The sequence below is a fragment of the Leptolyngbya sp. Heron Island J genome (assembly GCF_000482245.1).
In the GTDB taxonomy this organism is placed as follows: domain Bacteria; phylum Cyanobacteriota; class Cyanobacteriia; order Phormidesmidales; family Phormidesmidaceae; genus Leptothoe.
This window is the reverse complement of record NZ_AWNH01000113.1, coordinates 13,978-27,651: the sequence shown is the minus strand read 5'-3', so window position 1 is coordinate 27,651 and position 13,674 is coordinate 13,978. Positions and strand designations below refer to the sequence as shown.

Below are 13,674 nucleotides of genomic sequence, written 5' to 3'. Positions count from 1 at the left end.
CCTAGATTGCGTTGACGGCATATGGTTGGTTGTCAGTTCCAAATACTGTGTTGAGGATTTGAGCAAATAAACTGAAGAAGGCTTCAACAATTTCTCTGAGGTTTTTCCCGACATCGGGAATGATCTGGTCCAGTTGATGTCCGGCGATGGCTCCGGCTACATTCAAGGAAATACCAATGATTTTTGAGATCGGCGCAAGCAGCGGGCCGATGAAGGGAATAGAAGTCATAAGGCCGAAGATGGCTGCACCTAGGATTGCTCCGATTCCTATACCTGCAACCAGGAAAAAATGTTCTTCGACAAAATCAAGGATTTTGATAAGTACCATTTTTCCAATGCGAATGACTTTGCCAGCGATGTCCTGAACTTTGGTGACAAGGTCGTGTAGTCTGGAGACGATTTCTTCTGAAAAGCCAAGTTTTTGAATCCGAATGTAGAGATCATCGTCGGATGTTGCTTCAGCTTGCTTATTCCAGAGGGTAATTTGCAGATTGGCCTGAGCTTTAGAGGGTTGAGGTTGATTAGACACCTGAATAATCCAAAAGAAATAAGCCTATTCGGGAGATTTGAAATTACAGCCCCTGAAGGGTGATGTTCAACAGTCTGCCTACAGAATGCCCAGGCAGTTAATTACCTTTACTACTCAATACTCTGAGATCAGTAAGGTTTATGGTACTTAGCGTGCATCGTGTAAAGAGGTGATAAAGATGTTTGCGAGGCTGAGGCAATTGCAGTTGGGCTGATTGATGTATCAAAGTTGCACCCATAGGCAACTACTCAACCTTCATTTTCGACTGTACCTCAATATTGGCAAGGGTTCTAGCAATTAGTCCAGGATTTTGAGAGGGCACGGTGCGATCAGGGGTTTGGGCAACTGGCACACTCGGTTTATAAAGATAGCACTAACGATCGAAATTTACTTGATTCTATACATTAGGCGTATATCGGCGAGATACGACATGGGTATATTGTGGATTGTCTAGTAAAAAATTACTGTACTGTTCATCCGAAAGGCATAAGGATATTGATCTAACGGAATGAAGACCCTCGACTTCCATATCCCAGCCCCTTAAGCGTCACCACATTACGTTTGTCATATAGTTTCACCACCCTCTATGCCCATCTATACTTTCAGAGATAAAAAGATTTCTGAGATCAAGACTACTCAGTTTGGAGCAGAGGGAATCCAAGAACGTTCTGATCTCCAAGCTGCCTTAAGAGATAAAATCAACGTCATCTCTCCAGACACTTTGGTGATTGCAGAAGAATTCTCAGGATGGACTGAGGGAGCTAGAAGAATTGACCTTCTTGGCATCGACAAACAAGCAAATCTTGTCGTCATCGAACTGAAGCGAGATGAAACTGGCGCACATATGGAGCTTCAGGCCTTACGCTATGCTGCAATGGTTTCTACATTGACATTCAAAAGAGCTGCTGAAATTTATCAACAGTATCTCGACAAGCGTGGTGTTGAGAATGATGCTGAAGCAGAAATCCTCAATTTTTTGGACTGGAGCAATCCATTAGAGGAGCAATTCCCTACAGATACAAGGATTGTACTAGCATCAAGCAATTTTTCTAAGGAGCTGACTACCGCCGTGATGTGGCTAAATGAACGCGACTTGGATATTCGTTGCGTTCGCCTACAGCCCTATAAACTTGAGGACGAACTCCTACTTAATATTGAACAAATTATCCCTCTACCAGAAGCGGAAGAATATCAGGTTAAGGTACGAGAACAGGCAGAGGCTAAGCGTGCTGCAGCTAAGTCTAGTAAAGACAATACTAAGTATCAGTTTCTTGGAAATATCTTCAATAAGCGGCAGCTCGTCCTGGCTATTGTTACACACTATTTTGAAACTCACCCAGGTACAACTTTCGACGAATTACAACATGTATTTCCAAATGAAATTCACAGTAGTTATGGTGTTGTAGCTCTACTTGAAAGAGCCCAGGAAAAGGGAGGCCGTAAGCGCTATTTTTTAGATGAGGAGCAATTACTCACTACTGAAGATAATCATACAATTGCTGTCTGTAACCAGTGGGGGATTGGAAATATTGGTCCGATTCTTGAAATTGCTAAAAGTCAGGGCTACCAGATAGAAGAGCTATAAGTCATGGAATAGCCTGGGCATCTGCAGCAATCATTGACCCGCTGCGCAACGCAACTAGGCATAGGTACTCACAGGAAAGGTGATCCGCTGCCAAAGCGACGCAACTGCTCCTAATGAATCACTTTCTAGTGTTGAAACGTCTGTTAGTTGGTACTTTTTCTGAGACTGCTTAATTTTGAGGCTTGTAACTACTACTGGGCAATGCTTTCATCCTTATGGCTCATTTTCGTCAAGGTCGGGGCAATGGGTCTGGGGACTCGGTGAAAAACCTACGGTTTTGAATTGCACAAAACGCAAGCTGTTTGCGATCACACTGAATGTCTGCTTATCCAGGCTAAATAAAAAGGGGTAATTCAGTGGGGGCGTATCACCCCATTGGTCGCAATTCAAATGCTATAAATTCGTAGTGTAAAAGTGTGGCAAATGTATTGCCTAAATCGGGAATAAAGTAGTTTTCAGGGTGTTACAGGTCATTTGCTTTACACTTCGAAGTAACGTAGCCTCGACGTTTCAGCGTTTGGTATACTTGGCCCATGAAGATGTATGCGCTAAAAGACCAGGTATTCAAACTTTGGCGGAAGCTCAATTCTTGGAAAGGTGAATTGACCAGTCCGCTGCAAAATTACGTGTCTGAAATTCGTAGTTACGGAGATCGACGGTATAAGCGAACTTGGATCAATGCGTTGTGCCGGTTGTACTCCACCTGGCTGTATGAAACAACGCTCGATTCCCATATGTTGATCACCCACGGGTTGAATTTCCGCGAGTCCGATTCGCTTTACCCATACAGACATCAGATTTTAGATGAGTTCCTAATGTTCGAGGATGGTTTAGACATCATCCGTCATGGGTTAGAGGTTGTATTTACGACTGATGATTTCACTACCGAAGAACGCGAGGACGTAAAAAATAATGGGGTTCTTAGACTTTTGGCGACAGGAGCAGGAAACGCAACCATCGGAGCATCAATTAACCCTATCAGGTGATTCAGAGAGGCTACCTGACAAACGAGGTAGGACTGATGGGGGAAAGATATTCAAACGCTTCACTGATAGCATCAAGGCTAACGGTGGTGACTGTTATAACGATGCCGTACAAGAAGAAACCGCTGAACTTTTCGGGTGTGGAGTCCGTGAACTGTACAAGGCAACTGGTGGAAAACGTAGAGACCGATCAACTTTGCCTGAAATAGTTCAGCAGGCATACATGGCTAACGAAGTGCTCACCGCTGTAGAACTCGAAAGGTGGATTGGCAGTCTGCCTCATCAAGAGCAAGAAGCGGTTAACGAAGCGATTCTCAATATTGTTAGGGATGAGTCTAAGAAGACCCGAAATCGTTTGCCCTGGTAGCTGAGTTAGGATTCATCTTTATACAAGCGCCAGTAACCACCGTAATCATCTCTGATTCTCAGAATTAAATCGTACGATTAAACTAATCAATTAAGTTACTTATTGAAGCTCAATCGGGCATACTCTAGCATTTAAATCGTACGATTGATTAACTCTGAAATGAGCCATCCCGATGACGGTAACGGCTGCAACTCCTACAAAACGAACCTATGACGAACTAAATAGAGCCTATGCATACTTCAATGCCAAGCTCTTTCGTAACGCTTTGCCAGGGTGCCTGATCACCATGCAGCGGAAACGAGGTGCCTACGGGTATTTTGCAGGCCAGCGGTTTACTACTCGTGATGGCGGCGAAACTACTGATGAGATCGCCCTGAACCCAGCCCATTTTAAGAGCAGATCGGTTGAGGAAATTCTTTCTACCCTGGCCCATGAAATGGTTCACCTGTGGCAGTTTCGGCACGGTAAGCCCAGTAAGAATGGCTACCATAATAAGGAATGGGCTCAGAAAATGAAATCTATCGGGCTTATGCCTACCTCGACGGGAGCCCCTGGCGGTAAAGTGACTGGCTCCAAAATGACACACTACATTATCAAAGGCTCCGCCTTTGATACCTGCTGTAAGGAGCTGATTGCCCAAGGGGTAACTCTGCCTTACGTAGAGGTACACAGTAAAGAGCGCCTTCGTCTGAAGGCTAAAAAGGGAGCCAGCAAAACAAAATATTCTTGCCCTCAATGTGGCACCAATGCCTGGGCAAAACCGAAGACTCGTCTCATTTGTGGTGATTGTGTCATTCTGTTAGTTGCTGAGACGCAGGATGAAGATGATGAATAAACCGGATTCCTCGAAGGACAAAGTGATAAAGGGCCTTCGGCCTGGAGATCTCATTGGTCTTTGCCAGCAACCAGGACAGCAATCTTATGAGGTCATGCAGTTTACAGCAAAAAGTTCTTGCTGTAAACTGCAAAAGATTTTCTCTGCGGTTGATTGCTGTGGAGGACATTACTCCACCCTTTTGAAATGAGAAAACTCTGGTCAAGTCTGGCCACTGCCTTCTCAATCCTTACGTTTCCCCATTCTGCTCAAACCATTTCTTCGCTTCTGCACTCAAGATAGGATCGCCTGAGTCGCGCCACTGCTCCATTCGTGCCCTATATGAATGCTCTATCCGTGCGGTATCCGATTGATTGCAGGTAGTCTGCTGATTCTGGCGTCGTCGTTGCTCAAAGGCCAGCGCCTTTCTAATGTCATCTTTGATCGTTTGGACCTTTTCTTCTGGTGTTAGAGGCGTAGAAGCCTGATTGGTTGGCTGATTACACTCAAGATCGGTTTTGTTATTATTTTGTTGATCGCTGGAGTTGTTGTGTTCAAAGGAATCACACTCTATAGGCGATAATAAGCTTGACTGTGATTTTGTGAAGGCCCCTGCTCCCCTCACAGAGGGGCCTTCACAAAATTCAGCATTACAATCTAGTTGTACTTGTGCCGCGTCTACGGTCTGTATATGTTTTGGGTGCCATAAATCGCGATGCTTGTATAGTGTTTGGCTACTAATCCCTTGCGCTGTCAATGCGTTGTGTCTGGCAGTAATGCCTGACGGGAGAGAGCTTTCTTCGAGAAGTTTTTTGACTCCGCCGTTGATTCGTTGTCTCGCTTCGGTTTCTATCTGTTTATTTCTCTCAGCTCGTTTATCTGTCTTGTCCAGGTCAGTTTTCGGAATTGAGTCGTAGCCGTAGTGATAGTAGTGGCTATTTTCTATGCAGGAGACCCATTCACTGACTCGACTTTCCAGTTCATGTTGATGATTACAAAATTCTTCAAAGCCTGGGAGCTGTCTTGCAACTTCTACGACTTTTTTTTCTAGCGTCTCCCCTTTAAGTGGCTCGCTTGCGCCAAGAACATGGCCGAAGACGAAGTAGAACATGACGATGCGTCCGAGAAGGCGATTGGTTTGTCCAGCGCCTGTCCATCCATATTCAATTTCTACTTTTAAGTCGTTGAGAAACTTTTCTGCCTTGCTGGAGATGCGATAAGTTTTTCGGTAGGCAGTCTTAAGAACTTTCTTGAGTTTTTTCGGGGTTAGATCGTTTTTTACTTGAGTAAATTTCCAATGCCGAATAAATGTGTCTTCGTCTCCGTTGATGATTGGTTCCAGTTCATCATTAAGTAAGCAGAAGCCGTGCTTAAAGCATGGAAGCCTATGGCCGTTAAATAAGTTTAACTGGCCGTCACTTCCAAAGTGACGAGCATTCGGAAATACTTCGAGCTGGCCAGCCGAAACGGAAAACCCTGCATTTTCAAGAACACAGGTAAGGGCTATCCCCAGTTCCCAGGAAGTAAACTCCTGGGCGAGCGGTAAATATAAGTGGAGACCTTGACTGTAAGAACTCTGACACGTTACCGAGGTAACGATCCCCATCGTTTTTTCCAGTGTTGATTGGATTCTATTGAGTGCTAAGGGATCTCTCTTTGGGTGATAGGCCGAGTCGGTGTCAATATCGATGAGTGCATAGCTCGTTGTGGGGCCGAACCTTACTCCATATAAATAACTGCCCTGCTCAATAAGTCGATCTGAGAGCGGATGCCGATCCTCGGTAAACCAGATCGGTTTTTCGCCTGGTTGTGGATGGTTTGCGTAAATGAAATCGTATCGATGCTTGAATATTTCTAAGAGAGGATTATCCTGCTCTTCTACAAAGGTAGAAGCAGGTATGCTCTGTGTCTTCACTCTTTAAAACCCATTGCCACTTCACGACACGAAGCAGGAGGCAATTATCTGCAATGGAAGCCTCTTACCCCGCTTGGAGCGCCAGGGATCAAGGAATAGGTTGTAAAGAAAACGCTCTTCCACTACCAGTAGTGGTAAAGCTATTACAAGTTCCTATCCCGACACTACCGAGAGTGCAGGGATGGATTCAGTCAATGGTTTTGGCTGTTCTCTGCGACTGAATAAAGTTGCCAAAATCGCAGATCCGCCTTAAAATACATAAACGAATCCCTCGGTTTTCCAATTTGCCGTCAAAGCTTTCTGGAATCCGAACCCTAAAACTGAATATCTTTTGGTTTTGCAAAGTCCCACCTACTGCCAACAGGTTGGGATTTTTGCTATTTAAGACTTATTCATCCATTTCCTCCTTTTTTCACGTTAAGACAGCTACAGGTATCCTGCCTCGATACACTGCAAGCCTATATCGATACAGTACAAGTGTACTTGCTAGGCTGCTTCTGATGTTTGCTGTTCGGCGAACTGCTGCATCATTTTAGTGAGTACCTCCAAGGCATTGAGCCCTTCTGCTGAACAGGCAGCACTGAATTGCCCGTACTGAGTCATGAATGGAATCACGACATCACGCATGTTGAGCCCATCGGCTGCGCATGCGCTCTTGAATTGATTCCTGGTGACGGCAGGAACCCGTTCAACCTTGAAGGTGATCGTGGACGCGGTTTGTAGTCCAGGTGTGCTCATGGCTTTAGGTTCGCTTGTACTGTTTAAGCTCTCACGCATATTAAGTGATCCAGGCCATATGTACTGGACGTAACGTCCGATCTTTACAAAATTTAATATTTTGTTTGTGATTGATTTTCCCACTTTGATGCACTGAGGGTCTGTGTTTGTAGTGTCGCAAGGATGGTGCCTCCTTCTGTCTTAATGTTGAGTGCCTTTTGATTCTAGGCCAGGAGATGACCTATCCTGGCCCATCTGTCCTGCAAGAAATTGTGCTTCTGTCAGGATCGTAGGCTGGGACTTTGCCCACTCAAAATCCTCTGCACTATATGGATAGGAACGCTGGGTGAGGAGTACGTAAGCAGCTTCAAAGGTAAGCCCGTTGGTATTGGCAAAGCTGGTTATTGCTGTGTGGTAGCGGCTGGTGAATTTTTCAAAATACTCCCTCAGATTTTTTACGGCTAACGCCTGAATGCTCGTCACACGTCCTTCTAAATTGCTGGCAAGCGTTAGTTGTTGTGATAAGAGCGTATTTGGCGGAACGATTCCAGTGGTGACTTGAGCACTCGGTAAGCTCCCAGGTACCTGAGGGAACCGATCTGGGTATTGGGACTCACAACATAACCTTAATAGGTGACTGACCAGGCTTCCTCGATTGTCACCGAGCGATTCTGCCCATTCGGTGAGCGCTTCAGCATACTCATCTGGAACATTTATAGAAAATTTGGCCATCTTCAGCATTGCTCTAATGCGCTCAGTGTAAATGAATGAGCGCCCTCCCTTGCATTGGAACCTATTTAAGTGCTTGACAGAACCTAAATAGGTGGCTTATAAAAAGTCTAGCAGGTAATCGCCCCGAATTTGATCCAACAATCGCCCTGATTGACTCATAAATTTTCCGAGCTATGACCAAATCACCCGATAGAAGAGTTCCTCTGACGGCAGTAAATTTCGCCGAGATCGATCGAATCCGTGGTGAACTCTCCATGACGGAGTACTTAAATGCTCTTTTGACGCAAATTTTACAGCCGGTAAAACTTCCCATGATTCACCCGTCCTCATCCACAAAGTCATAAGGCTTTACAGGGCTCCCCGAATTTCGTCTCTTCTTCCCCTTCTCTCCTTGTTCTCAATACCAAATTATTGCTGATGTTTTATACTCCCTCCTCTCCTCGCCTTGGCCGAACTGTATCACCACCACGATTGCCGATAAGAGCTGTGCTGAGTTTGGCCTTAGCTGCTGGCACTTTCGTTGGTGGCTTTTGGCTGCGCCACAAAATAGATCCACTTATTGAAGCGTTGGAATGGTCGAGTCCTGCTGTCTCAAGGATTCAGCGTCTTTTTCCTAACTAATCTTTGATTGATTCCCACTGTGACCATAGGGATATGGAGGTGTCCAAGTGACAGCAGAAAAAGAACGAAAAGTTAATCCATCACAGCTCCTGGCGAATCTGAGGAACACAGACAATTCTAATGAGTTGACACAGCAGGCACCTCAGCGAGTAACGGTCAGTGTACCGATTGAACTTGTTAACTCACTTGTGCAGTTGGAAGAACGGCAAGGCGATCTCTCTGCCGACCTTGCAACCTACCGACGGCTTCACTCCCGTTCTTTAAGTGACATCAAAGGAACCGTTAGTGAGCTACACACCGACCTTGAAAGAGGAAGAAGAGAATTCAAAATCCTTAGACAGGAGTTCAATCTCACCCGTGACTGTGCTGACAACAGCAACCAACACCTCTCAATTGTGCTTCCCAAACTTGATGTTGTTGAAGAAAGCCTTACCCGATGCAAGCAGGGGCTCTCTCTTGTTGGTACCGAAGTTTCGGCGATGAGGAAAGTAAGGTTGACCATTACCCATATAGCGTTATTTACGGTCGGTACTGCCTTTCTTATTAATGCGTTTGTTTCCTGGCATGTAGCTGGTGCGAAGGTGAACACTGACGCACGTTTAGATCGCCTTGAGCAGGCACTCAGCCGTTACCTCTACTAGAGAGACTCTCAAAAGGAGGTGATGCCTATGACATAGCGCTCAATATGCTTTTTCTCACTACTTATCTTGATATATAGGAGCGTAAACGCCCATGGCAATTGGACTATCAGAGAACCTGGACAGGCTTCTCGGTGTCAAAGGAGGAGGGCTCTCAGGCACAGGAATTAATCCTCACAATCTTGAGAAGATCGGTCTCCACGACGGCTGGGAGATGGAAACTCTTGAGCAACTTATCAGCCTTAATGAAGAAGGTGCAGATAAGATCATCGACCGAAATACTCAAATGGCCGAGGGACGCGCCCAGGCTGAACGGGTGCTTGAGAGCTACGAACATCTTATTGAGGCTGAGCAGAAGCTTGTCAACCGCCTCAAAAATGTTCAGAAGAAACTAGCAAAACTTGAAATATCTCGCGAGGAAGCCCATTCTCAGTGGCTTACCCTCAAGCATGAACTGAACGTGGTTCGGCGGAAAACATCATTCCAACATGCTGCGGATGTTGAAAATCTCAATGTAGCATACGCTAAGTTCCAGCGTGGTTACCAGGAGAAGCTTAATCGCATCACCGATACCAGCCGGAATGGAACAGAGCGTGGTTCCACCGTTTTGAATAATCATCTGCCTATACCAGTCGCTCGTTAGATTTTGATTCCAAAGAGGGGGGATAATCCCCTCTTTGCAGCAACCCCACTGTTTTTCACTATGAGACTCTCCCATCGGCAACCCGTGTGGTTTGCAAAACACCTTCTAATATCCATTGCTGCTTCAGCGCTTGTAACGTTGGCTGATATCTGGCAACCCATGAGAGCCATTATCGGAGTTGCCTGTGCCATCACCTGTATCTACCTTGCTGCTTACAGCGTGAGAGTTTACGGCATTCTTAATGGTCGAAGCTGGGCGCGAAACATGGCGCTAGAGCACCTGGATGGAACCATTGTCGATTTTCTTGTGTGTTGCAGTTTTGTTGTCTTGGGAGTGGTAGCAGCATGGCCGACTTAATTAGTATTCTTGATACTGATTTTCTCAATCCAACAGAACGGAATACGCTGCTTACCAGGGCTCAATCCCAAACCAGCACCTTTGCAGCCTACCTCTGGGAGACGCTACCCAAACGGGCGATTGTCTACTACACAGGACTTATCGGTGGCCTTATCCTCTGGTTATGGCCACTCGGAACCACACTACGACCCGCATACAAACTGGCGATGCTCATCGGAGCAGCTGGACTCGTTGCTGCTTCAGCTGATGCGCTTGATAATTTTCAAGACGAACTTGACGATCACCGCGAGGAACATGTGACGAAACGGGCGATCACGCTTCAGAATGCTGAGACGGTTGAACTCTCTACTCAATATGCAGCAGCTACCCAGAAACGCCTTGTCAGTAACAGCGCCCTTCCAGAGCACCTGGTTGAAACAGATCTAGCTGTACCTTCCCAAAAGGAGGCAGGTGATGGAAGCGGTGATGATGGTTTTGCAGAGTTTGTAAAGGGTGCCGAAGCGATGCGATCAGAGCTTGACCCTTCGGAGGTAGAAGGCGGAGCTGCTGCCCTGGTTGCAGCGAGCGTAAAGGCACTGCCAGCACAGACTCTTAAGTTTGGAACTCGCACTAATCCCAGAACAAAGCAGAAAGAGCGGGTGGTAGACCTTACAGGCCATCCCTCTTATTGCGGTTTACCCATTGTGGATCTCGCCCATGAGATTGCCATTGATGCCCGTGGCTGCTTGGTGGTTGCCCCTACGGGATGTGGGAAGTCAGAGCTACAGAAACGGTCAATTCGTTCTCAGTGGGAGTACAACCCCCAGACAAATTTCACCATCTTCGCCCACAAAAACCGTAACCAGAAAACAGGTGAAGGGCTTGACTTTGCTGGGATGGAAGATACCAAGGACCTCTTTGTTTTTACGGCGAGTCAGCGTGGTGAGAAATTGCTCTCTGCTGCTCTTGACTTAAAAGCGCGGTTGCAGTCAATAGATAGCTGGATTGATACCGGCTGTGATGTGCCCCATGTGGTGGTCATTGACCAGACCAATCAGGGGATTGTTGCAGCAGCAAATGCGCAGCGAGAGGCAAACCTTCGTGAGGATTATGAGGTATTGGCCTCCTTTGAGAATGATTATGTCTCAACGATTAGAACTGGCCTTATTGATGGCAGAACTCAGCTTGTAAAAATTTGGAGCTTTGCTCATGCCAATACGAACGAAGCTCTGGGTATCGGCCATCAATTTAAGACCAATGTTTCCTATACGGGCATGGGACGAGCGGGCAACTATTCAGCGGTCTCATCTCCTCTTAAGACCAAGTTCTACGTTGATGATGACGAGACTCGTAAGCAGCTTCTCATTGATCTGGCTACTTATCTTGAGGCCCATAAGCAGAATCAGAGCCCTGTGAATGTTGTGGTTGCTCTTACCAATGCTGGTCACGATGGATGGCGCTTGATTGTGCTTCCGCAACCAGAAGCGGTGCAACCAATAGATTTTTCAGCAATCAACCCAAGTAAAGACGATTTTGATGGTGATGGCTTACCCGATGTGCCGTTGCCACCCGATGCTGCATTCATTACCACTTCAGAGGAGGATTCCCTCGTGACCCCATCCGAAGCCCGTATCACGTTCGAGAGTCTGCTTAATGTGAAATACACCGATGAGCAGAAGAGAACAGCCACAGAGTTTGTTCAGTGGATAAAGATTAATTCACGAGACTATGTTGATGCTCACGGTCTTATTGATCCACAAGAAGTCTGGCCTGTATTCCCCGATGTTGCTTCGCCAGAAGAACTAGAAGCAATTCTCAATCTCATTATCGAATTGGAGGGAGGTGCCTATGAGCCTCATCCCATTAACGGCGATCAGTACTTCCGGTTGAAGGGGTATAGGAGTAATCGTGAGCGCTATGGCGCAACCTCTTCCTTGCTCGATAGCCAGGAGATTGTTTGGGAAAGTGATACTCCTGAGAGCACTTCAGAGGCACTTACACCAGAAAAAGTGAATCCAGGGGGCATTACCAATGAGGTCTTTACCATCATCCTGGCGCAGATGATGCAGCTTGCTCAGGGGGTGATCATGACACCTTCAGAATTTATCAACACCTCTAACCAGCTTAAATCGGTGATAAAGCTGAAGGTAGGAATTCTAAGAGAAGTTCTGGTTTATTTAGACAGTAAAAAAGTGGTGGTTTTTCCTGAAAAAAATGATCCAGACTTTCAGTTCTTAGGCTTTTCAAACTATCAGTAACTATAAACAGGTATACGCTACGCTGAAAATCCCTTATGAACCCAAGAAAATCACACTATTTTTCCAGGGCCAGATGAGCGTATGAAACCATACTGACTCCATACGAATGCCCTCTCAGTCTTTTAATTAAAGGAATTTTTCTAGTATGAGGCACGTATGCAACGAGAATAATCTGAACGCCTCCCCTGTGCTCGCCCACTACCTCCATACGATGAATACGCCCCTATTTACAAGAAAGAGAGCTGAATTTTGAGGAGTAAACACGCTTTATAAATCCTTTCGTATGGCTTTGTATGTTGAACGTGTACTCTTTTTCAAAAAATATCTTATCCCGCTTTTTATGTCAGAAAAAATATAATTTTTTTGCTGCTTTTCTTCGATTTTTTCTATTAGGAAATAATCTTGTGAGCACCATTTGACGACCATATGACGTACAGATTTTCCTGATTTTGCCATTCATATGACTGGCATATGCCCCCCAAGGATGCAGCGGACTTTTCAAAAAAACTAAGGAGACCTTCAATCATGCCGAGAAAAACTGTAGTGAATGTTGGCTTTGACCCAGGCAACGGAGCCGTAAAAATTCAATCTGATAGTGGACGTTATTCAACCGCAAGTGTCATTAGCCTTGCTGGGATGAGCGAAAATCAGATAGCCCTCACAGTAAATGGGGAGACGCAGCGTTACAGCCACGGCTACGCCAGTCGTGAGACTTCAGAGCAGACGGGCAAAAGCAGACGGTATAAGGCTGAAAAACTTCAGCAACTTTATGGAATAGGGTTGAACATTTTGCCCGAGATTACTGTGGGTGACTATCACGTTAATTTAGTGGTGAGTTCGCCCTATGAGTCAGAACGTGATGATGAGCTGTTTGCAGAAAAATTAGCAGAACCCCTCACAATCCAGACCAATACTCAGCGAGCTACCATCACCACTTCTGTGCATAGCGTTAAACGCGAAGGCTGGGGCATCGTTAGTTGTCAGTCATTCCAGAATGTGGAAGGTACGGTTACTCTTCGGCTTACCGATAAGCCAGTGACGGTAGTGGAGTTAGGCTGTGGCACCGTAAATTACAGCACTTATGCCAACGGTCAAAAGATTGACTTTAAGACCGATCATCATGGTGTGTTGTCCCTGGCCGAGATAGTTGCTCAACTTGCGACCGCTGCCTACGGCACTCGCTTCGATCAGTTTGAAGTGATGCAGGCTATCCAGACCGTTCGAGCGATTAAAAATGTTGACGGTTACGATTTGAGTGCCCAGTATAAACAGGCGCTGGGCCTGTGGCGTGATGGTGGTCTCAGCCTCACTCTGGATGAAGCATTGAAAGCTGCTGAGTCTCGTCCTGTTATCTGGGCTGGCGGAGGTGTGCTCCTTCCTGGTATGTGCAAGGGACTCCTAAAAAAGCACACAAATTTCTATATTCCATTCCGTTCCGAAGATTCTGAGTACCCCAAGTACGTTCACGTTGAAGGGCTCTACCACCGTTGTGTAGCTATCACCGATGACACGCTTCAAAGCGTTGCTTAATTGAGG

At 46.0% G+C, this 13,674-nt stretch carries 12 protein-coding genes; 8 read left to right on the top strand and 4 right to left on the bottom strand.

The features are described from left to right. Position 1: 1 nt before the first annotated feature. Positions 2-529, bottom strand: coding sequence for a hypothetical protein (locus N836_RS70160; RefSeq protein WP_023076654.1), 528 nt, complete (start codon positions 527-529; stop codon positions 2-4). A gap of 586 nt (positions 530-1,115) precedes the next feature. Here N836_RS70160 and N836_RS70155 point away from each other — a divergent pair. The 3 genes from N836_RS70155 (at position 1,116) to N836_RS70150 (ending at position 4,299) form a co-directional block, all read left to right on the top strand. Further along, a complete protein-coding gene (locus tag N836_RS70155) occupies positions 1,116-2,114 on the top strand; it encodes a membrane protein (RefSeq protein WP_023076653.1) in 999 nt (332 codons plus the stop codon). A 912-nt stretch (positions 2,115-3,026) separates the two neighbouring features. Next, a complete protein-coding gene (locus N836_RS0139775) occupies positions 3,027-3,464 on the top strand; it encodes a hypothetical protein (RefSeq protein WP_006513347.1) in 438 nt (145 codons plus the stop codon). A gap of 172 nt (positions 3,465-3,636) precedes the next feature. Further along, positions 3,637-4,299 (top strand): SprT-like domain-containing protein, encoded by a 663-nt coding sequence (locus N836_RS70150; protein WP_023076650.1) that lies wholly within the window; start codon positions 3,637-3,639, stop codon positions 4,297-4,299. Positions 4,300-4,528: 229 nt separating this feature from the next. Here the strand turns inward: N836_RS70150 and N836_RS70145 are convergent, their stop codons facing one another. The 3 genes from N836_RS70145 to N836_RS70135 form a co-directional block, all read right to left on the bottom strand. After that, positions 4,529-6,193 carry a hypothetical protein gene (locus N836_RS70145; protein ID WP_023076648.1) on the bottom strand — a complete coding sequence of 555 codons (1,665 nt, stop codon included), beginning with the start codon at positions 6,191-6,193 and terminating at the stop codon, positions 4,529-4,531. Between the two features lie 486 nt (positions 6,194-6,679). Further along, entirely contained in the window at positions 6,680-6,931 is a 252-nt protein-coding gene (locus N836_RS70140) for a hypothetical protein (protein WP_152532303.1), read from the bottom strand. A gap of 180 nt (positions 6,932-7,111) precedes the next feature. Beyond that, entirely contained in the window at positions 7,112-7,642 is a 531-nt protein-coding gene (locus N836_RS70135; RefSeq protein ID WP_152532302.1) for a hypothetical protein, read from the bottom strand. A gap of 668 nt (positions 7,643-8,310) precedes the next feature. Between N836_RS70135 and N836_RS70130 the strand changes: the two genes are divergently transcribed. From N836_RS70130 to N836_RS70115, 5 genes are all read left to right on the top strand, one after another. Further along, positions 8,311-8,904 (top strand): hypothetical protein, encoded by a 594-nt coding sequence (locus N836_RS70130; protein WP_023076645.1) that lies wholly within the window; start codon positions 8,311-8,313, stop codon positions 8,902-8,904. 91 nt (positions 8,905-8,995) lie between these two features. Continuing rightward, the gene (locus tag N836_RS70125) at positions 8,996-9,544 is read left to right on the top strand and encodes a hypothetical protein (protein WP_023076644.1); all 549 of its coding nucleotides are present in this window, start codon (positions 8,996-8,998) and stop codon (positions 9,542-9,544) included. A gap of 60 nt (positions 9,545-9,604) precedes the next feature. Beyond that, positions 9,605-9,901 (top strand): hypothetical protein, encoded by a 297-nt coding sequence (locus N836_RS0139770; protein WP_031294547.1) that lies wholly within the window; start codon positions 9,605-9,607, stop codon positions 9,899-9,901. Further along, the gene (locus N836_RS70120; protein ID WP_023076642.1) at positions 9,889-12,138 is read left to right on the top strand and encodes a hypothetical protein; all 2,250 of its coding nucleotides are present in this window, start codon (positions 9,889-9,891) and stop codon (positions 12,136-12,138) included. Before N836_RS0139770 ends, N836_RS70120 begins: the two co-directional genes overlap by 13 nt. A 525-nt stretch (positions 12,139-12,663) precedes the next feature. Continuing rightward, on the top strand, positions 12,664-13,668 hold the full coding sequence (locus N836_RS70115; protein ID WP_023076641.1) for a ParM/StbA family protein: 1,005 nt from the start codon (positions 12,664-12,666) through the stop codon (positions 13,666-13,668). The last annotated feature ends 6 nt before the right edge of the window (positions 13,669-13,674 follow it).